Annotated in this window: 18 protein-coding genes; 5 read left to right on the top strand and 13 right to left on the bottom strand. The window is 59.6% G+C overall.

All coding sequences use genetic code 11. The annotated features are described in order from the left end of the window. Nucleotides 1-11: 11 nt before the first annotated feature. The 7 genes from DA792_RS07500 to DA792_RS07475 form a co-directional block, all read right to left on the bottom strand. Nucleotides 12-596: an HNH endonuclease gene (locus DA792_RS07500; RefSeq protein WP_009571153.1), complete on the bottom strand. Its 585-nt coding sequence runs from the start codon at nt 594-596 to the stop codon at nt 12-14. Between the two features lie 189 nt (nt 597-785). Continuing rightward, a complete protein-coding gene (locus DA792_RS07495; protein ID WP_159075195.1) occupies nt 786-2,288 on the bottom strand; it encodes an ATP-binding cassette domain-containing protein in 1,503 nt (500 codons plus the stop codon). 73 nt (nt 2,289-2,361) lie between these two features. Beyond that, complete coding sequence (locus DA792_RS23040; RefSeq protein WP_281241843.1) at nt 2,362-2,490, bottom strand: hypothetical protein; 129 nt, start codon at nt 2,488-2,490, stop codon at nt 2,362-2,364. Between the two features lie 154 nt (nt 2,491-2,644). Beyond that, nucleotides 2,645-3,301 carry an alpha/beta hydrolase gene (locus DA792_RS07490; protein WP_107722607.1) on the bottom strand — a complete coding sequence of 219 codons (657 nt, stop codon included), beginning with the start codon at nt 3,299-3,301 and terminating at the stop codon, nt 2,645-2,647. Nucleotides 3,302-3,349: 48 nt separating this feature from the next. Then, the gene (locus DA792_RS07485; protein WP_107719404.1) at nt 3,350-3,982 is read right to left on the bottom strand and encodes a DNA-3-methyladenine glycosylase family protein; all 633 of its coding nucleotides are present in this window, start codon (nt 3,980-3,982) and stop codon (nt 3,350-3,352) included. Beyond that, the gene (locus DA792_RS07480; RefSeq protein ID WP_107719403.1) at nt 3,969-4,706 is read right to left on the bottom strand and encodes a cobalt-precorrin-6A reductase; all 738 of its coding nucleotides are present in this window, start codon (nt 4,704-4,706) and stop codon (nt 3,969-3,971) included. Before DA792_RS07480 ends, DA792_RS07485 begins: the two co-directional genes overlap by 14 nt. After that, nucleotides 4,703-5,746: a cobalt-precorrin-5B (C(1))-methyltransferase gene (locus DA792_RS07475; protein ID WP_107719402.1), complete on the bottom strand. Its 1,044-nt coding sequence runs from the start codon at nt 5,744-5,746 to the stop codon at nt 4,703-4,705. Before DA792_RS07475 ends, DA792_RS07480 begins: the two co-directional genes overlap by 4 nt. 122 nt (nt 5,747-5,868) lie before the next feature. On the opposite strand from DA792_RS07475, the gene cobA reads away from it, so the two are divergent. The 3 genes from cobA to DA792_RS07460 all read left to right on the top strand — a co-directional run bounded on the left by cobA (nt 5,869) and on the right by DA792_RS07460 (nt 9,357). Continuing rightward, entirely contained in the window at nt 5,869-6,726 is an 858-nt protein-coding gene (cobA, locus tag DA792_RS07470) for a uroporphyrinogen-III C-methyltransferase (protein ID WP_107722606.1), read from the top strand. Beyond that, the gene (locus DA792_RS07465) at nt 6,726-8,003 is read left to right on the top strand and encodes a cobyrinate a,c-diamide synthase (RefSeq protein ID WP_107719401.1); all 1,278 of its coding nucleotides are present in this window, start codon (nt 6,726-6,728) and stop codon (nt 8,001-8,003) included. The genes cobA and DA792_RS07465 overlap by 1 nt, the downstream gene beginning before the upstream one ends. Before the next feature lie 121 nt (nt 8,004-8,124). Continuing rightward, complete coding sequence (locus DA792_RS07460; RefSeq protein ID WP_199908135.1) at nt 8,125-9,357, top strand: MFS transporter; 1,233 nt, start codon at nt 8,125-8,127, stop codon at nt 9,355-9,357. 10 nt (nt 9,358-9,367) lie between these two features. Here the strand turns inward: DA792_RS07460 and DA792_RS07455 are convergent, their stop codons facing one another. From DA792_RS07455 to DA792_RS07430, 6 genes are all read right to left on the bottom strand, one after another. Beyond that, nucleotides 9,368-10,261 carry an NUDIX domain-containing protein gene (locus tag DA792_RS07455; protein WP_107719400.1) on the bottom strand — a complete coding sequence of 298 codons (894 nt, stop codon included), beginning with the start codon at nt 10,259-10,261 and terminating at the stop codon, nt 9,368-9,370. Then, on the bottom strand, nt 10,252-10,692 hold the full coding sequence (locus DA792_RS07450) for a TrgA family protein (RefSeq protein WP_107719399.1): 441 nt from the start codon (nt 10,690-10,692) through the stop codon (nt 10,252-10,254). The genes DA792_RS07455 and DA792_RS07450 overlap by 10 nt, the downstream gene beginning before the upstream one ends. A 34-nt stretch (nt 10,693-10,726) precedes the next feature. Continuing rightward, a complete protein-coding gene (locus DA792_RS07445) occupies nt 10,727-11,971 on the bottom strand; it encodes an SAM-dependent methyltransferase (RefSeq protein WP_107719398.1) in 1,245 nt (414 codons plus the stop codon). Nucleotides 11,972-12,084: 113 nt separating this feature from the next. Then, entirely contained in the window at nt 12,085-13,482 is a 1,398-nt protein-coding gene (locus DA792_RS07440; protein ID WP_107719397.1) for a cryptochrome/photolyase family protein, read from the bottom strand. A 119-nt stretch (nt 13,483-13,601) separates the two neighbouring features. Next, nucleotides 13,602-15,440, bottom strand: a complete 1,839-nt coding sequence (locus DA792_RS07435) for an ABCB family ABC transporter ATP-binding protein/permease (RefSeq protein ID WP_107719396.1) — start codon at nt 15,438-15,440, stop codon at nt 13,602-13,604. A 118-nt stretch (nt 15,441-15,558) separates the two neighbouring features. Then, nucleotides 15,559-16,977: a LysM peptidoglycan-binding domain-containing protein gene (locus tag DA792_RS07430; protein WP_159075194.1), complete on the bottom strand. Its 1,419-nt coding sequence runs from the start codon at nt 16,975-16,977 to the stop codon at nt 15,559-15,561. A gap of 199 nt (nt 16,978-17,176) precedes the next feature. On the opposite strand from DA792_RS07430, the gene DA792_RS07425 reads away from it, so the two are divergent. Continuing rightward, nucleotides 17,177-17,758, top strand: coding sequence for a TIGR00730 family Rossman fold protein (locus DA792_RS07425; RefSeq protein WP_107719394.1), 582 nt, complete (start codon nt 17,177-17,179; stop codon nt 17,756-17,758). 287 nt (nt 17,759-18,045) lie between these two features. Further along, nucleotides 18,046-18,852 carry a DUF6635 family protein gene (locus DA792_RS07420; protein ID WP_107719393.1) on the top strand — a complete coding sequence of 269 codons (807 nt, stop codon included), beginning with the start codon at nt 18,046-18,048 and terminating at the stop codon, nt 18,850-18,852. Nucleotides 18,853-19,074: the final 222 nt, after the last annotated feature.

Raw genomic sequence — 19,074 nt, 5'->3', positions numbered from 1 at the left:
CCTCCAAAGGCTCAGGCGTCCAATTCGCTGTCCCAATAGAGATAGTCGATCCAGCTTTCGTGCAAATGGTTTGGCGGAAATTTCCGCCCCATATTGCGCAACTCCTCGGACACCGGCGGGCGTGGCGGTTTGCGCAAAGACATGCCCACCTGACGCAGGGATTTTGACCCTTTCTTCAGGTTACATGGCGAACAGGCCGCCACCACATTTTCCCAAGACGTAATCCCACCACGGGCGCGCGGGATCACATGGTCAAAGGTCAAATCGCCGCGTGAGCCGCAGTATTGGCAGCAAAATTCATCCCTTAAAAACAAATTAAAGCGCGTGAAGGCCACGCGCTTTTGAGGTTTGACATAATCTTTAAGGACGACAACAGAGGGGATTTTGATCCTGCAACTCGGACTGTGCACGTAATCGTCATATTCGGCGACAATATCCACCCGGTCCAAAAACACCGCCTTCACCGCTTCTTGCCACGGCCAAAGCGACAGCGGGTAGTAGGACAAAGGCCGATAATCCGCATTGAGCACCAAGGCGGAATGAGCCTTCACCGCATTCGGTTCACGCACAAAATGTGTTCTGAAATCTCCGTCCATCCTCACGCACCAATCCTGCCTTGCGACCATCTGGGTTCAAGGACGGGACACCCCGTCCCTCATATATCTCCACTATATATCGCGGCTTAAACCTGACAAGCCCCTGTATATATGTAGTCCGTTCTCCTACGTTTTATCGCGTATTCGTGACGCCTCTGTGACGGGACGCGCGCACATCTGGCCCAGAGTTTAAGCAAAGGGGCCCGAAACCTCTCCCGTAAACGCCATTTTTTGGGCAAACACGTCATCATGCGTCACCACAATCATCGCACCACGCCAGTGTGACACCCCAATCTCAAGCGCCTCAAGGGCCGTGAGATCAAGGTGATTTGTCGGTTCATCAAGCAGTAAAAGCGGTGGCACCTCAGGCCCCGCGCCCAAAAGCGCAATCCTCGCACGCATCTTTTCACCCCCCGACAGCCCCTGTACCGGCGCATGAACCGCATCGCCGCGAAACCCGGCGCGGGCCAGACATGCGCGCATCTGTGCTTTGGCAAGCGTTGGAAAGGCCTGTTCCGCAGCCGCGATCAAAGACCCAGACTCTTCGGAAAACCCGCCATTTTGATCCAGAACCGCACAGGACACGGATCGGGTCACTTGCCCCGAAATCGGTGCAATTTCCCCGGCAACCGCCCGCAAAAGCGTTGATTTCCCGGCCCCGTTTGGCCCAGAGACGCGCAACCGCGCCGGGCCGACCATGCTCAGATTGATCGGCCCAATGTGCTGACCCCCAACCGCAAACACCGCATCTTCAAGTTGTAAAATCTGCTTTGATGGCGGCAGAGAAACCTCGGGAAAATCCATATGCACCGGGGTTTTGACCTCGATCTGACGGGCGATCTCTGCCTGCTTGCCCTCCTGCGCCGCCAGTTTGCGCCTTTCTGCCGAGATCCGCGCCGACGCACTGTTTTGCGCGCCCTCTTTGGCCTTGTCCAAAAGCATTTTCGACTGCGACCCGTCGCGGAGCTGTCGCCCTTGGCGGGCCCGGCGGTCTTGACGCGCGGCGGCCTCGCGCCGTTTTGCCTCGCTCTGCTTTTCCTGACGCTGTATGCGCGTGGACGCCTGTTGCAGCCGCGCCAAATCCGCGTCCCGTGCCGCCGCGAACGCCGTCCAGCCACCGCCAAACACCGTGACGCCACCGTCCGGGTCTAACGACACAATCCGGTCCATGTGATCCAAAAGCTGACGATCATGGCTGGCGACGAGCGCGATGCCGCCATGAATGCGACTGTGGTCGCGCAGAGCCTGCGCCACCATCGCCTGCCCGTCCCGGTCCAATGCATTGGTCGGCTCATCAAGGAGAACAATCTCCGGCGCCTCAAAAAACAACGCCGCCAAACGGGCGCGAAGCTGTTGACCGCCGGACAGCGCACCGAGCGTGCGGCTGAGCTCCACATCCGACAGGCCGAACCGATCAAGCTGCGCCCAAAGCCGCTCTTCGAGGGCCCAATCTATCGCCTCGAACGCCGCTTTGGTCGGTTCACCCCGCACAGCGCGACGCAAATCCATGAGCGGCTCCGAAACCCCGAAGAGATCCATCACACGCACCGAGAGCGCGGCCTGTTGATCCAACAGCCGCACAGGATGGGAACAGGTGCATAAACCCGTCACCAAAGGCGCGCCAATCCGGCCCGCGATGAAATTTAAAACTGTGGATTTCCCCGATCCATTGCGCCCAACAAGCCCGGTCACACCGGGGCCAAGCGTGAGATCAAATGCCCGCCGGACAGTCGGGCGGTCGACCGATCGGGCGGTCGCGGACGCTTTAGCGCTTGCGACGGTCCTCAACGCGGATGCGGATAGGGAGACGTTGCTCAGTCGGATGCTGAGACTTCGAGATGAGGGCATAGGCCACCATGACAGCAGTTGCACCAAAGGCGATTGCGGTGGTCATGATCAGGTCCATTTTTAAGCCCTCCTAGCTATTGATAGAAATGTAACACCCAAAGGCCCGGGGTCAAGGGGCTGGACCTCTCTGCAGGTCCAGCTTTGGCGCAAAAGATGAAAAGAGCGCTAATTTCCGCCGATAAAACATCAAAATGACGACTTTAACCTTTGGCAGGCACGTCATAGCCCAGTTTTTCACGCAAAAACGCCAAGGCCACGGAAAGCCCATCCGGCGAAATCCCGTGTCCCGTGCCGCGCATGATATGGGCGTAGGTTTCAAACCCCGCGTCCTGCAACGCCTGACCGGCTTCGGGCAGCGCTTGCGGCGGCACGACGTCGTCCTCATCGCCATGCAGCAACAACACCGGCATTTTCACCCGCATCTCGTCTCCGAGCATTTCAGGTTCCAAAAGGCGGCCCGAGAAGCCGACAACACAGGCCATCGCATCCTCGCGACGAGGCGCAACATGCAGCGACATCATCGTGCCTTGGGAAAAGCCAACGAGCGCCAATTGATCGGCCTCGATGCCGTAATCGACCATGATATTGTCGAGATAATCATTCAATTCATCGACTGCGCGCATCATCCCGTCGCGTGACTCCTCCTCGGAGGAGCCATCAATCCAAGGGATCGGAAACCATTGGTATCCCATCGGATTTCCGGTGCAGCGCTCCGGCGCATCCGGCGAGAAAAACACCGTATCGGGCATATGTTCGCCCAAAGGGTCCGCCAGCCCCAAAAGGTCTTTGCCATCCGCGCCATAGCCATGCACGAACACGACAATGGAATTCACCCGGCCCGACAGGCTGTCTTTCATATGGTTGGTCAGATTGGTCACGTCACATCCCCTGTCTCAAATCACGTCTCACCGCACGCCTTCGCGCTGTTTCTGCACCCGGTAGTAGGCCCAAAGCAGCCGCGCCGCAACCGCGCGCCATGGGGTCCAGTCTTCGGCCATCTGCCGCATGACCCGCTCCTTTGGCCGCTCCGGCAGATCAAACAGGATCTTTGCCGCTTCTTGCAGCGCCAAATCACCGGGCGCAAAGACATCGGCATGACCCAATGAGAACATCGCGTAAATTTCAGCGGTCCACACGCCAATCCCCGGCACATCAACCAGCGTGGCAATCACATCGCGTGTCGGTGCGTCCCTGAGTGCGCGAAAATCAATCCGCGCCTCGGCCAAGGCTTTGGCATAGCGCACCTTTTGCCGCGACAGGCCACAGGTGCGCAGTTCGTCCTCGCGGGCCCACATAATCTTACGCGGCCCGGTCAGTTTGGCGGCTTTGAGCCGCGCCCAGATGCCATTGGCGGCAGCGACGGAGATTTGTTGGCTGACAATCGCAGCGAAAAGGGGTTCGAACCCGTCTTTGTTGCGTCTGAGTGGCAAAGGCCCGGTCAGGGTCAAGGCCTGAGCAAAACGCGGGTCATACCCGGCCAGCCACGCGGCCCCTTCGGAGACATCGGCAGCGCAGGTGATGATCCTATGTGCGCCCATGTGCCTCGGCCCATTCCAGCGCATCGAGCACCTGTTCGCGCCGCTCAATCCCCGCAGGCACCGCTGGCCGAGCGATCATCGCCACCGAAATCCCAAGGCGGCGCGCGGCGTCCAATTTCGCGCGTCCAGACGCGCCACCAGCGTTTTTCACCACCATCCAATTGGGGTTGAGCGCGCGCAGGGCCTCGATTTCCGTGTCTTCGGAAAACGGCGGCCGCCCGATGACAAAGGCTCCATTCGGATAGGGAAACGCCCCCTCAGGTGGGTCAATCACCCGGCAAATCAAATGCCGATCCGCCAAATGCGCCATCTGGGACAGGCTTTGCCGCCCGGTTGCCAAAAACACCCGCGCGCCCACCGGGATGATCGCCGACAAGCCCGCGTAATCCGCCACTTCATGCCAGGCATCCCCTGGACGCGAGCGCCAACCGGGCCGCTCATAGCGCAGATACGGCAGGCCGCGCGCGGCACAGATCCGCGCGGTGCGGGCGGTGATCTTGGCCGCAAACGGATGGGTCGCGTCAATCACCGCGGTGATGCCCGCCCTGTCCAAATAGGCCTCAAACCCGGCGTCACCGCCAAAGCCGCCGACCCGTGTCTCCACCGCCATCGGCAATGGCGCGCGCGTCACCCCGGCCAAGGAGGCCACGGTTTTGACCCCCGCCTCCGCCATATACCCCGCAAGGTTGCGCGCTTCCGTTGTGCCCGCCAATAAAAGGATCATTCTGCCTGTCCTATAATCTCGCCTTTGCGGTCAATCACCACGATGTCAAACGTGGTGGCTCCTCCACCAAACCGCGCGTCGACCGCCGCCAAGGCCTTTTGCGCGACCAGACGGGCAAAGTCAGCCCCGCATCGCTCATACATCTCCAGTGCCGTGTTCGATTGTGCAAGATCCGGGTCATTCATCTCACTGGCCCAAAAGTCGAAATCGACCTGCGCGCGTTTGGAATGCAGGTCCATCTCGCCCTGCGCCAGCTTGGCGATTTTGCCAATGCCGCCGCCGATGGTGACGCGTGGCACCGGGTGTTTGGCCAGATATTTCAACATCCCACCGGCGAAATCGCCCATGTCCAACATCGCGCCTTCGGGCAAATCATACAGCCCGCGCACCACCCGTTCAGACGTCGCACCGGTGCAGCCGGCCACATGGGCCAGCCCCTCGGCGCGCGCCACATCAATGCCGCGATGGATCGAGGCAATCCACGCCGCGCAGGAAAACGGTCGCACAATGCCCGTGGTGCCCAGAACCGACAATCCGCCTTGGATGCCCAGCCGGGGGTTCCATGTTTTTTGCGCAATCTCGGCCCCACCGGGGATCGAAATCGTGATTTCAATATCGGGGGATTGGGCCAGTCGCGATGCCATTTCCGCGACTTGATCCGTCATCATTTGACGCGGCACCGGGTTGATTGCGGGGTCTCCGGGCGGGATCGGCAAGCCGGGTTTGGTCACCATGCCGACGCCCTCGCCCGCTTTGAACACCACGCCGCCAGATGACACAGCAACACGCGCACGAATTTCCGCACCGTGGGTGACATCGGGGTCATCCCCCGCGTCCTTGATGATGCCGACCTCGGCCCAGCCTGCCCCCTCAGCGCGATATGAGAGTGCAAATTCCGGCCGCTCGCCTTTGGGCAAGGTGATCCGCACCTTATCGGGAAATCCTTCGCCCCATAACGCCATCAACGCCGCGCGGGTCGCCGCCGTCGCACAGGCCCCGGTGGTCCAGCCCCGGCGCAAAGGTTTGATCACATCCGTCATTGCGGCGACTATAAAGCCAGGCACGTCAGATTGACCACGGTGATTTTCACGCACGCATTGGATTGAAACGCTTTGTCAAACCCCCTCTCACCCGTCATAAATCCATCATGACCGAATCCATCATGACCGACTCCGCGCTGACGCTTCCCGGTGGCACATGGCCCACCCTTGAACCCGGATGGGTTTGGCTTTGTGGCGCGGGTCCCGGTGATCCGGGGCTGATGACCTTGCATGCGATCCATGCCCTGCGTCAAGCGGATGTGATCGTCTATGACGCTTTGGTGTCGCCTTTGATCCTTGACTGGGCGCGCCCCGAGGCCGAACAGATTTACGCCGGGAAACGCGGTGGCAAACCCTCGGCAAAACAGACCGATATTTCGTTGCAACTCGTTGATTTGGCCCGCGCGGGCAAACGGGTGTTGCGACTCAAAGGTGGCGATCCCTTTGTCTTTGGTCGGGGCGGCGAAGAGGCGCAGACCCTCATCCAACACGGCGTCAATGTGCGCATTGTGCCGGGGATTTCGGCGGGGATCGGGGGCCTTGCCTATGCCGGCATCCCGGTGACGCATCGCGACGTCAATCAATCGGTGACCTTTGTCACCGGCCATGATCAGCGCGGTGAAACCCCGGACACGCTGGATTGGGACGCTTTGAACCGGGCGTCGGGCGTGTTGGTGATCTATATGGGGATGAAACACGCGCCCTCGATCCAAAAGGGTCTGTTGGACGCGGGTCGCCCAAAGGACGAACCTGTCGCTGTGGTGTCCCAAGCCACAACGCCGAACCAACAGGTGTTGGAAACCACTTTGGGCGCGATGGTGGACGACATTGCTGCCAACCACATGGAACCGCCCGCGATCATCTGTATCGGGCGCTCGGTGTTGATGCGTCAGGTGTTGGATTGGCAAGCCCTGGCCCGTGGCGAAGCGCCGCGCAATCTTGACCCGCTGGGACGTGGCAAACCCGCCGAGGAGCGGTGATGACGCGCGGGCTGTTGATCGCCGCGCCGAGTTCCGGGTCTGGCAAAACCACGCTGACCCTTGGCCTTTTGCGCGCGCTCTCGCGGCGCGGCCCCCCCGTGCGTGGCGCAAAATCCGGCCCTGATTACATTGATCCGCGCTTTCACGAGGCCGCTTGTGGTGCGCCCTGTCCGAATTTGGACGCTTGGGCGATGCGACCGGATCGGTTGCATGATTTGGCTCAGGGCGCAAATGCCGACGACACAGTGATCATCGAAGGCGCAATGGGCCTGTTTGATGGCGCGCCGCCCGCGGGCAAAGGCGCATGCGCCGATCTGGCCCGGCTGTTCAACCTCCCGGTGATCTTAGTGGTCGATGCGTCGCGCATGGCCGGGTCTGTCGCGCCTCTGGTGGCGGGATTTTCGGCCCATGATCCAAGCGTGCGTGTTGCGGGCGTGATCCTCAACAAGGTCGGCTCCGAGCGCCACAAGACCATGCTGCTGCGCGCCTTGGCCCCCTCTGGCATCCCGGTGTTCGGCGCCCTGCCCCGATCCATGACATTGACCCACCCGGATCGCCACCTTGGTCTGGTTCAGGCCGGAGAACGCCCGGATTTAGACGCCTTTTTAGACGCCGCCGCCGATGCGGTGGAGGCGGCTTTGGACGTCGACGCGATCTTGGCACTGGCCGCCCCGATCACAGGCACGGAGCACAGCCCGCGCACCCCGCCCCCGGCGCAAAGCATCGCCGTGGCCCGCGATCAAGCCTTTGCCTTTGCCTATCCGCATCTGTTGAACGATTGGCGTGAGCAAGGCGCAGAAATTCGTTTCTTTTCACCGCTGGCCAACGCCGCCCCGCCGCCTTGCGATCTGGTCTATCTGCCCGGCGGCTACCCGGAGTTGCACGCCGGACGCCTCGCCGCCTCGCATGTGTTTTTGCAAGGCCTGCGCGAAGCGGCGGCACGGCGCACAATCTATGGCGAATGTGGCGGCTATATGGTGTTAGGCGATGGCATGATTGACGCAGACGGGGTGCGGCACAAAATGGCCGGGCTTTTGGCGCTTGAGACCTCCTTTGCCGCGCGCAAATTGCATTTGGGCTATCGTCACGCTGTGGCACAGGCCGGGCCATTTCCTGGCCCATGGAGCGCGCATGAATTCCACTATGCCAGCACGATCAAAGCCACGGGTCAGCCGCTTTTTGAGGTGCGCGATGCCGAAAACACCGATCTTGGGCCGCAAGGTTTGATCAACGGGTCGGTGTCCGGGTCATTCCTGCACCTGATTGATCGGGCATAGGGCCATCCACGGCCAGCTAGGTCAAAATCGCAAAGCGACCCCTTGAAAGACGCGGCTTTCCAACCGGGCCCGCGCCCGTTACACCCGGTCGGACATATTCACAGATCCGCAAGAGTTCCCCATGCCCGAGCACGCCATGCCAGAACACGTCCTGACCGCCGATCCCTCCCGCGCCCGTCGCAACGTGTACATCCTTGTGATGGCGCAGGCCTTTTTGGGCGCACAGATGTCGATGATCTTCATCATTGGCGGGCTGGCCGGGCAATCTTTGGCCAAAAACCTGTGCTTTGCCACCTTGCCGATCTCCGCGATCGTGTTGGGCTCGATGTTAGCCGCGACGCCTTTGTCGGCGGCGATGCAGCGCTATGGCCGCCGCGCCGGATTTTGGATCGGCACCAGTTCTGGTGCGATTGGTGCCTCCATCGGGGCCGTGGCGCTGTTGCAGCAAAACTTTTGGCTCTTTGTCGTTGGCGGATTGTTCACCGGGGTCTATCAATCGTCCCAAGGCTTCTTTCGCTTTGCCGCCACCGACACCGCCGATGATGCGTTCAAACCGAAAGCCATCTCCTATGTGCTCGCGGGTGGTTTGGCCTCGGCCATCATCGGCCCGCAATTGGTCAAACTCACCTCTCAAGCGATGGTCGTGCCCTTCCTTGGCACCTATTTGGCCGTGATCGCGATCAATATCATCGGCTCCGCGCTGTTCCTGTTCCTGCGCATCCCCAAACCGCCCGTCTCCGTGCATGGCCATGTCGTTGGCCGCACCCGGCGTGAGCTGTTGCGCGAACCTCGGGTCTTGGTGGCAATCATCGTTGCCATGGTGTCCTACGCCTTGATGAACTTGGTGATGACCTCCACGCCCTTGGCCGTGGTTGGCTGTGGCTTTGAACAAAACACCGCCGCCGATGTGGTCTCGGCCCATGTTTTGGCGATGTTCATCCCGTCCTTTTTCACCGGCTTTCTCATCACGAAATTTGGCGTCGAACGGATCATGGCCACCGGGCTTTTGATCCTTGGCACCGCCGGGATCGTCGGCATGATGGGCGTGAATATCGAAAATTTCTTTGTCGCTTTGGTGCTTTTGGGGGTCGGTTGGAACTTTGGCTTCATTGGTGCGACGGCGATGCTGTCTTCCTCGCATGAGCCCTCTGAACGCGGGCGCATTCAGGGCCTCAACGACCTCATGGTCTTTGGTGGCGTGACCGTGGCCTCGCTGGCCTCAGGTGGATTGATGAACTGTTCCGGCGGCTCGGCGCAGGACGGTTGGACCGCCGTCAACCTCGCGATGATCCCGCTGTTGACCTTGGCAGGCGGCGCGTTGATTTGGCTCTGGATGCAGCCGAAATCGAAATGATTTCCTGACGTTACAATCCGGCCTCGGCCCGCAAGCGATCGCGGTGCCGAGCCAACCACAGCGCCGACATATAGAGTGGCCCAACGTCCAATTGACCCGCATCACACATCTGCATCAGCCGATCAAAAGAGATAAGATAGGAGGCGATGTCTTCATGTTCACTCTCAAGCCCACCGACCCCCGTCACATCATCGGGCAGATCGGCAATGCCGATATAGGACAACACATATTCGGTGATCCCGCCGCTTGAGGGGTAATATTCGGCGATTTTATGCAGCGCGGAGAGGGCGATCCCGGCCTCTTCCACCGCCTCGCGCCGGGCAGTGTTTTCCGCCGTCTCTCCCGCATCAATCCGCCCCGCGATAGGTTCCAACATCCATGGTCGGGCATCGCCGCGCGCATAGGGGCCAAAGCGGAATTGTTCGATCACCAAGACCCGATCGCGCAGCGGATCATAGGGCAAAACCGTCACCGCATCCGCCATCAAAAACGCCGCACGGCGCATCTCACAGGAGGTGTCCCCGTCAAACCGTGTGTGGGTCAGATGGGTTTCATCGACGGCAAAAAAGTAGCTGTAGGGGATTTGGCGATCGGTTTCGATCACATCACGCCGCGTCATATCACGGCGATCCGTAGCACGCGGACGCCAACTCTGACTGGCCTGTAGCCGCGCCCAAGCCCGGATCAGGATCATGCCACGCAGCGCGCGCAAATCACCGACGGTCTTTTGACCGATATACAGCACCACCTCCTCAGCCGCCGCGCGCAAAAAGGCCTCGGTGAGATAGGGTTCATCGCCCTCTATCACCTCATGCAAAAAGGTAATCTGCTCTTGGCTGTAGCGATCTGAAAGGGCGCGGTATTGGGGCGGCATCTGGTCCATCACAGGGTTGGTCATGCCCATTTTCGCGCTGCCTTTTCCGTCATCCACCCGCCGAAAAGCCCACCAACGACCAGAACGACCAAAACATCCGGTTTGATCAGATAGAGGCCATATTCGCGCATCAAATCAACCATCCCCACCAAAGCATCGCCCGGACCGTGATAGCGGTGTGACATGGAGCGATGTATCATGGTTTCAAACGCGAAATAGAACACGCTCCAAAACGCCAGGATGATCGACGAGGACAGGCCATAGCCATAGGCGGCCCGCATCGTGTCTCCGGCCCGTTTGCCCATGAACAACCAGCCAGTCAAAAATCCAAACGCGGCACTGATGTAGGACATAAGCCCGAATTGCGAGCCTTCGGGCAGGTGGTTTTTGACCAATTCCGCCGCGAACCAGGCCAAAAGGGCGAACCAGATCGACGAAACAAGTTTTGCGGCTGTGGGCATTGGCACCTGCTTTGGAGTTAGGAACGCAAGGAGGTCACGACGTTTTGGTCATCGTAATCTGTGTTACGTCGCAATTTCCACTGTGAAAGGTCGCAGCGCAAGAGGCGAGATAAAAATTCCACATCCGGCGGAACCGATCATCGAACCCAAGGGCCTCGATTTGATCCCATTTGGCGTTAAAGACCTCATGCCAGCGCCGCAAGGTGATGCTGTAGCTTTCGCCGAATTCCTTGGATGTCACAAACTCAAGCCCGGATTTGGCAATCTGGTCACTCAGCACTGTGGGACTTGGCAACATGCCACCCGGAAAGATGTATTTTTGAATGAAATCAACGGAGGACCGATAAATTTCAAACCGACGATCTTGCAGCGTGATGATTTGTAGCGTGGCATTGGCCCCCGGTTTCAAACAGTCGCGCAGGGTGCCGAAATAGGTCGGCCAGTATTTTTCTCCCACCGCCTCAAACATCTCGATCGAGGCAATACCGTCATATTGGGCGCGCTCATCACGGTAGTCTTGCAGTTTGAGTTGCACCCGATCCGACAAGCCCGCGTTTTTGATCCGTTCAGCGGCAAATTTATACTGTTCCTCGGAAATCGTCAGCCCGGTGACTTTGAGACCGCGTTGACCCGCCGCATATTCGGCAAAACCGCCCCAACCACAGCCTATTTCCAACACATGATCGCCGGGCTTCACCCCCATCTCATCCACCATAGAGGCGTATTTGGCGATCTGCGCGGCCTGCAAACTTTGCTGCCCCTGCTCAAACAAAGCCGAGGAATAGGTCATCGTTTCATCCAGCCAAAGCCCATAAAATTCATTGCCCAAATCATAGTGATGAGAAATGTTTTTCTTGGCCTGACGTTTGGAATTGTTGTTCAACCAATGCCGCATCCGCTCATAGGCGCGCACAAACGCCATGCCCGGAAATCCGTCATAAAGATCATCATTGTCGGCATGGATCAGGTCCATGAACGCCATCAAATCGGGTGTGCTCCACCCCTCATCGAGGTAATCTTCGCAAAACCCAAGATCGCCCTCGCGAATGAGCCGGGCAAAGACATCGTCTGAGTGGATATGAAGTTCAGCTTCAGGTCCCTTCGCGTGCCCTTCGGCGCGAAACACCCGACCATCCGGCATCACAAAATCCAACCGCCCGCGTGCCATATTGGAGGCAACATCAAACACTTGCGTAAAATAACGCGGCAGGTTGCCCTGCCCTTCGGTGGTTCTATAGACCTCTTTGGCCCGTGCCGGCAGTGTGGTTTGATCAAGCATCTTGGCCTCCGTTTATCCCTGTAATGTCGTCATCTGGTTCATCTTGGATTGCGGATCTGACGGGATATGTCGTCCCGTTTTACGCTCCAAATATAGCATAAATTCGCGTTTCGTCACGTTTTGAGCCGCGCATAGGCCGCAAGCGCCCGCTCGCGCCCCTCTTTCAACCCAATGATCGGCTCCGGGTATATATCCTGATGAGACAGGTCCCAACTTTTGGGCACAGCCGCAAAATAGGACAACGACGTCTCACTTGGACGCGCCTGTTCTTCGGCAATCCACGCCCGCATATAGGCCCCATCGGCATCAAATTTCTCTGCCTGACCATCGGGGTTAAACACCCGAAAATAGGGGGCTGCATCGGGGCCGCATCCGGCCACCCATTGCCATCCCATCGCATTGGCCGCCGGGTCCCAATCTATCAAACAGTCCTCAAACCACGCCCGGCCAATGCGCCAATCGGTCAGCAGATGTTTGGTCAAAAACGACGCCACAATCATCCGCGCCCGGTTGTGCATCACCCCCGTGACATACATTTCGCGCATCGCGGCATCGACAAACTGCACCCCGGTTCGCCCGCGCCGCCACGCCTCGGCGTCGTCATTCTCGCCACGCCATTCAAACCCATCCCAGCCCTCGCGGTGATTGCGATGGGGCAAATCCGGTTCGTGATACAACAGATGATAGGCAAACTCGCGCCAGACCAGTTCTTTCAGGAAATGCTCGGCACCTGCTGCGCCCGTCTCCATCGCATGCCATCCTGCATGCCATATACGTCGCGGTGATATTTCGCCGTAGGTCAAGTTCTCCGACAGGCCCGAACACACCGGCTCCGCAGGGAAATCGCGTTTGGCCTTATAGGCCTCGACATGCTGCGCGATAAAGGCGTCGAGCCGGGCCAAAGCCGCCTCTTCACCGATGTGACAATGGGCCAAGACCACCTTGGCCCCGCGCTGCATTGCTGCCCCCATTTGCCAATCGCTCAGGGCCTCGCTTTCGGGCCAGGCCTGTGGCCAAGTCACCTTTGGCACAGCCAAAACATCGGCCACATCGCGTTCACGCACTGTCTTCCAAAACGGCGTGTAGACCTTGTAATAGCCGCCGGTTTTGGTCTCGACGGTCCAAGGTTCAAAACACAAATGACCGTTTGAGGATTGCGCCTCAATCCCCGCGGTTTTCAATGTCGATTTGACAGCCGTGTCGCGCGCAATCACCGCTTTGTCGTACAAACGGTTCCAATACACGCCCTTGGCCCCGACCTCTTTGGCCAGTTCCAAAAGCACCTCAGAGGCCGCCCCGGAACGCAAGATAACGCGCCCGCCCAAGGCCTCAATCCGTGCAATCAGATGCGCCAACCCAAGCCCCATCCGCCATTTCGGCGCCGCGCCCAAATCGTCCACAGTCTCATCACACACAAACACAGGCACAACCGCGCCCAAAGCAGCCGCCGCGACCAAAGCCGGGTTGTCTGAAAGGCGAAAGTCTCGCCGTATCCACCAAATTGACGTCATTTTCTCTCCGCGTTCCAAATGGTTACGCACAGGTCACAGACTTGGATCACTCTCACGGCAAATTATTTTCACGGCAAATTATTTTGACCGGGACTTTTACCGTGACCCGATTGCTCAGATCACGCCGCCGCCTCGTCGCGGTCTTCGGCCTGTGCCGCCCACATCGCCGCGTATTTGCCATGGGCGCTCAACAGCCTCTCATGGGTGCCGCGCTCGACCACCTGCCCCTGTTCCAGCACCACGATCTCATCGGCATCGGCGACGGTTGAGAGCCGGTGCGCGATGGTGATCACGGTGCGGCCTTCGCCAGCGGCTTTGAGCGCGTCCAAAATATCACGCTCGGTCTGGGTATCAAGCGCCGAAGTCGCCTCATCAAGCAACAGGATCGGTGGATCTTTGAGCAGCGTGCGGGCAATCCCCACCCGTTGTTTTTCCCCGCCTGACAGCTTCAACCCACGTTCCCCCACCTGAGTCTCGTAGCCCTCTGGCAGGCTCATGATGAAATCGTGAATCCGGGCCTTTTGCGCGGCTTTGACGATCTCCTCATAGCGCGCCCCGTCGCGACCATACCCGATGTTATAGCGGATCGTGTCATTGAACAGCACCGTGTCCTGCGGCACCACGCCGATGGCGGCGTGCAGGCTGACCTGTGTCACATCACGAATGTCCTGACCGTCGATTTGAAGCGACCCGCCGGTGACCTCGTAAAACCGAAACAGCAACCGCCCGATGGTGGATTTGCCCGACCCGGATGGGCCAACAATCGCCAAGGACCGCCCAGCGGGCACGACAAGATCAACCCCTTTGAGGATCGGACGGGCCGGGTCGTAATGAAATTCAACCGCGTTGAGCGCAACCGCTCCGCCCGCCACCTTGAGATCGGGCGCGTTGGGCGCATCGAGAATTTCGGCGGGTTGATGCAACAGATCAAACATCGCCTCCATATCAACCAACCCCTGACGGATTTCGCGGTACACAGTGCCAAGGAAATTCAACGGCATGGTGATTTGCACCATATAGGCGTTGACCATGACGAAATCGCCCACGGTCATCGTGCCTTTTTCAACCCCAAGCGCGGCCATGACCATCACGATCACCAGCCCCGCCGTGATCAAAAAGCTTTGGCCAAAATTGAGAAATCCCAGCGAGTATGCGGTTTTGACCGCCGCTGTCTCATAGGCCTCCATCGCTTTGTCATAGCGGGCCGCTTCGCGCTGTTCCGCGCCGAAATATTTCACCGTTTCAAAGTTCAAAAGACTGTCGATCGCCTTTTGATTGGCGTCGGTGTCTTGGTCATTCATCTCTTTGCGCAGCTTCACCCGCCATTCGGTGACCTTAAAGGTAAAGACCACATAGGCGAGGATCGTCCCGGCCAACACCGCCATATAAGAGGCACCAAAGGCGAGAGAGACGACCACGAGGATCATCCCAAGTTCAATCGCCAAAGGCCCAATATTGAACACCAAAAACCGCAGCAAAAACGCCACGCCTTTGGTGCCGCGTTCAATGATCCGGCTGAGCCCCCCGGTTTTACGCGCGATGTGATAGCGCATCGAAAGAGCATGAATGTGATTGAAGGTCTCAAGCGCCAATTTGCGCAGCGCCGATTGCGCCACCGGGGCAAACACCACATCGCGGAGCTGATTGAACCCGTTCGACATCAACCGCGCCATACCGTAGGCCACGGTCAACCCAACCGCTCCCGCGCCCAACATCCAAGCGGCCGATTTGGCGTCTCCGGCCAAAGCGTCAACGGCAGATTTGTAGAGCACAGGCGTGCCAACGGTGACGACTTTCGCCCCCATCAAAAACACCAAAGCAATGATCACCCGGATTTTGGTGGCACGGACTTCGGCTTTTGGACCCTCGTTGGGCCAAAAATACGGGATCACGGCACGGATCACCGCCCATCCGTTTTTCGGGCCTTCGGTGGTGGTCATCGGGCGATTGCCGCGCATGTGGGCTGCCTTTCGGTGGCGTATTTCAAAGCGAGGGACACAATCGCGCAGACGACAGCCGGGCACAAGCCCCGATGCCGCACAGCCTGCTGTGCCTCAGGTATGGCGCGGACCCCAATCACTCAGGCAAAACGAAAATCTGCCCCGGATAGATCAAATCAGCGTCGCGGATTTGGCTTTTGTTGGCGTCAAACACCCGCACATACATCACCCCATCACCGTAAGTCGCCGAGGCAATGCCCCACAGCGTATTGCCGGGCTGAACGGTCACCGAGGTGATGCGTTTGGCCGGGACGGCGGGCGGTTGCGCCGCAGAGGACGGTGCAACAGAGGGCGGGTCTTGCACGATGGCGTCCGGCTCTACGTTTGGCGTCGTCGCCCCCCCCGTGGACAGCCCCGCCAACACCGCCACATCTTCACGGTGGAACGGAATTTCTGCGCGTTGGCTGACCTGTCCATTGGCATCGACCTGATCGGCGCGCAGCGTGTAGCGCCCCGGTGCCACGTCACTCAGTTCCTGCCGCCATTGCCCATCCGGGCCAATGCCCGCCTCGGCCTTGAGCGCCCCCATCAAATAGAGCCGCACGACCTGCCCCGGCGCTCCGCGCCCGGACACAAACACCCGACCCTCGGGATCATAACTCACCGCATCAATGCGCAAGCGACCGGCCTCAGTGCCCGGTTGTTGCAGCACTTTGACGCCCTCATCGGTTGCGATCATCACCGTGGGTGCAACCGCGGCTGGCTCTGGCATGTCTGCTGTGTTTTCGGCTGTGTTTCCGGTCGCGCTTTCTGTTGCGGGATCGCCCTGTGGCTGAGCGCCCGTGTCAACATCCCCCCCGGCCTCAGCGGTTCGCAAAATTGACGTCGCCACGGCACCGCCTGTGGCAACAGCGGAGGCCGCGTCACCGGCATCAGCAAGCGCCTCAGTCGCTCCGGGCATCGCACCATCGACCGCAACGGCGGCCATCTCTGCGCGCATGTCTGCGCGCATGGTCGTGTCGGGCATCGCGGTATCCGTAGCCGCAGCAAAAGGCGCGATGATCACGCTTTCGGCGCTGTCCAACATCTGCGCGCCAGAGACACTGCGCAGGCGCATTTCGCGCGGGCTGTCGCTGGCGGCCAGATCGAACAAAGCCACAAATTCGCCGCGCCCATTGGCGGATGTCTTTGCCAGTTCTTGACCATCGACCAAGATCGCCACCTCAGCCCCCGCCTCGGCGCGTCCGGCCACGGTGGCCAAGCCATCGGGGGGAACACGCACAAGATCGAAGGCCGGATAGGTTTGGACTGCGCCTGCCGGTGCAGGCTCCTGACCTTTGGGCGCTTGGCTCTCGGGGCTTATGGACGCGACCGTGTCCGCCGCCCCGCTCTGTGTCCAACCGTCAGCGCCCCCGATTTCGGCGGTCAATGCCGCAGGCGCGTTCGGCGCGCTGCCGCCGGGATAGGCCACGTATAACGTATAGCCGATCCCCGCCACCAACCCGACCGCCACCACTCCCGCGACGGGCCTCACCCAGCCTTGCGTCTTGTCCATAGTTCCGTTCATCCCCTATTGTCCCCCGTCATCCGCAAAACATCTTCCGCAAAAATGTCTGCCGCGCATGTTGCCTTTGAGTTTGCACAAACCCAAAGGGCAAACGGCGCATCATCACATTGCTTTTGACAAGGGTTGAGACAGCCTAGCAAGGGGGCTAACAAGGGTCAAAGACTTCCTTTTTTAGAAAGCACCCGTCATGACACCCGTCCCCTCCTCCCCCCAACCCGCCCCGCTCTTTTCCGTCTGTGTCTATTGCGGCTCGCGCGCGGGCGGCACACCCAGTTATGAGACCGCCGCCACGGCGTTTGGCCGTGCGTTGGCCAATGAGGGCTGGCGTTTGGTCTACGGCGCGGGTGATGTCGGATTGATGGGCGCAGTGGCGCGCGCGGCGCAGGCGGCGGGGGCTGTGACCTTTGGCGTGATCCCGACGCATCTGTTGCCCAAAGAGGTCGGCAAACGTGATTTGACCACCTTCGTGATCACCGAAAACATGCATGAGCGCAAAAAGGTCATGTTCATGAACTCGGATGCCATCGTCGTCCTGCCCGGCGGTGCGGGGTCTTTGGATGAGTTTTTCGAAGTGCTGACCTGGAAGCAAATCGGCCTGCATGACAAACCGATCTTTCTGTTGTCCACGGATGGCTATTGGAAACCGCTCGAAGGCCTGATTGAGCACATCATTTCCGAAGGATTCGCCCCGATGTCGACCTCAAGCTATTTCGAGACGGTCGAAACAGTCGAAGAGCTGGTCGCGGCGTTGCAGGCGGTTCGGGGATAGGCGGTCTAAGCGGAGCAAGACCCGGACCACGCGGATTGCACAGGCCGGGCCGCGGCTCTGACGGCAGCCTCAGATCAAAGCGCTTGCAGGACGTGAGCACCGCGACAAAAGCACCTTCGGTGCGCGGCGTCCAAAGCCCCCCACCTCGGTGGACGCGCACCACACACAGGTCATCGGCATACACGCAAAGGTGTGGGCCGTTGCAGTCGCTCCCCCTTTCAGTCCCGCGCGATCTGGGAGATACTGTGATGACACGCCAAAACGAATGGCCCCAATGAATGGCCCCAATGCACCAGCCGATAGAAAACACCGCGCAGGCCATACAGGATAAGGTCGATGCCTTTGTGCGCAGTCATTTCAACTTGGCTGCGACCTTCCGTCTCCACCGTGCTGCACTGGGATGGGACCTGTTACGTGCGCCCATCAACGTGGTTCTGGCTCCGGTGTTTCTATTGGTCGGATTGGCAGCGGCCGTGTCACGTTTGGCGCGTTTTGGCCGCTTGGAGGCTTGGCTGAGGGCGCGACAGATTTTTCTCAAAACCTCTGTGGCACGCGCGATTGAGGCGGACATCGCCAACGACTTGCTTGAAGGTGCCGCCCTGACCCCGCACAGCCGGGCGTTGATCACCGATTATACCGGCGTCCGCTCTGCCGTTGCCGAGATCACGACGTCACTGTTTGTCCTCTTGGCTGGGCTGTTGCTCTTTGGGACGGCCACGCCGGGTGTGACCTCGTTGACCCCGAAAGTGTCGGAATATGTCGCGCATGCCTCAGCCGTCGCGCATTTTCCACTTGGTTCAGGATTGGGAAGCCTTTGGTACGGGGTCTTCTCCGTGAACTTGCCGATCTGGTTCGTCGTGCTGACGGGGGTGGCCTTGGCCATGACCGCCTCGCTTGTGACCACTTTCGCCGGGTGCATCGCCGACCCAATCCAAGCGCGGCTTGGCATTCACCGACGCCGCCTGATGCGCCTTGTTGAAAGAATTTCTATGGCAGAGGGCCAACCCTCCGGCCTCGCACCGGAACACATTCTGGCGCGCCTCGCGGATCTCACCGATGCGGGCATCAGCCTGCTGCGATTTTTTCGCTCGTGACGCATGAGGGGAGAAGGACGTGGGGGGAGAAGGAAAATGAGTGATCAATGGAACCATCGCTTTGGCCCATCCATTCTGGACGCCGTTTAAAAGACGTCTCACAGGATCGCGGCGTGGGCCGCGCCATGGGCTTCCCCTTCGGTGGACTGTGACGCTTCTGTCGCGGTCGATTGTCAGCCCCCCTTTTTGTGTGGCCATTGTGGGTCTCGCCCCTGCGCGCCC

The organism is Celeribacter baekdonensis, from assembly GCF_003047105.1.
GTDB classification, from domain to species: domain Bacteria; phylum Pseudomonadota; class Alphaproteobacteria; order Rhodobacterales; family Rhodobacteraceae; genus Celeribacter; species Celeribacter baekdonensis_B.
Note: the sequence above shows the minus strand (reverse complement) of the source record. Positions and strands in the feature narration are given on the sequence as shown.

What these genes read in the sequence shown, in the direction of transcription:
- DA792_RS07485 (WP_107719404.1), bottom strand. Translation starts at nt 3,982, where the DNA reads ATGGGCGCACATAGGATCATCACCTGCGCTGCCGATGTCTCCGAAGGG.
- DA792_RS07435 (WP_107719396.1), bottom strand. Translation starts at nt 15,440, where the DNA reads ATGCGCGGCAATCGCCCGATGACCACCACCGAAGGCCCGAAAAACGGA.
- DA792_RS07440 (WP_107719397.1), bottom strand. Translation starts at nt 13,482, where the DNA reads ATGACGTCAATTTGGTGGATACGGCGAGACTTTCGCCTTTCAGACAAC.
- DA792_RS07420 (WP_107719393.1), top strand. Translation starts at nt 18,046, where the DNA reads ATGCACCAGCCGATAGAAAACACCGCGCAGGCCATACAGGATAAGGTC.
- DA792_RS07425 (WP_107719394.1), top strand. Translation starts at nt 17,177, where the DNA reads ATGACACCCGTCCCCTCCTCCCCCCAACCCGCCCCGCTCTTTTCCGTC.
- DA792_RS07430 (WP_159075194.1), bottom strand. Translation starts at nt 16,977, where the DNA reads ATGGACAAGACGCAAGGCTGGGTGAGGCCCGTCGCGGGAGTGGTGGCG.
- DA792_RS07460 (WP_199908135.1), top strand. Translation starts at nt 8,125, where the DNA reads ATGCCCGAGCACGCCATGCCAGAACACGTCCTGACCGCCGATCCCTCC.
- DA792_RS07475 (WP_107719402.1), bottom strand. Translation starts at nt 5,746, where the DNA reads ATGACGGATGTGATCAAACCTTTGCGCCGGGGCTGGACCACCGGGGCC.
- DA792_RS07490 (WP_107722607.1), bottom strand. Translation starts at nt 3,301, where the DNA reads ATGAAAGACAGCCTGTCGGGCCGGGTGAATTCCATTGTCGTGTTCGTG.
- DA792_RS07500 (WP_009571153.1), bottom strand. Translation starts at nt 596, where the DNA reads ATGGACGGAGATTTCAGAACACATTTTGTGCGTGAACCGAATGCGGTG.
- DA792_RS07450 (WP_107719399.1), bottom strand. Translation starts at nt 10,692, where the DNA reads ATGCCCACAGCCGCAAAACTTGTTTCGTCGATCTGGTTCGCCCTTTTG.
- DA792_RS07465 (WP_107719401.1), top strand. Translation starts at nt 6,726, where the DNA reads ATGACGCGCGGGCTGTTGATCGCCGCGCCGAGTTCCGGGTCTGGCAAA.
- cobA (WP_107722606.1), top strand. Translation starts at nt 5,869, where the DNA reads ATGACCGACTCCGCGCTGACGCTTCCCGGTGGCACATGGCCCACCCTT.
- DA792_RS07480 (WP_107719403.1), bottom strand. Translation starts at nt 4,706, where the DNA reads ATGATCCTTTTATTGGCGGGCACAACGGAAGCGCGCAACCTTGCGGGG.
- DA792_RS07455 (WP_107719400.1), bottom strand. Translation starts at nt 10,261, where the DNA reads ATGGGCATGACCAACCCTGTGATGGACCAGATGCCGCCCCAATACCGC.
- DA792_RS07445 (WP_107719398.1), bottom strand. Translation starts at nt 11,971, where the DNA reads ATGCTTGATCAAACCACACTGCCGGCACGGGCCAAAGAGGTCTATAGA.
- DA792_RS23040 (WP_281241843.1), bottom strand. Translation starts at nt 2,490, where the DNA reads ATGACCACCGCAATCGCCTTTGGTGCAACTGCTGTCATGGTGGCCTAT.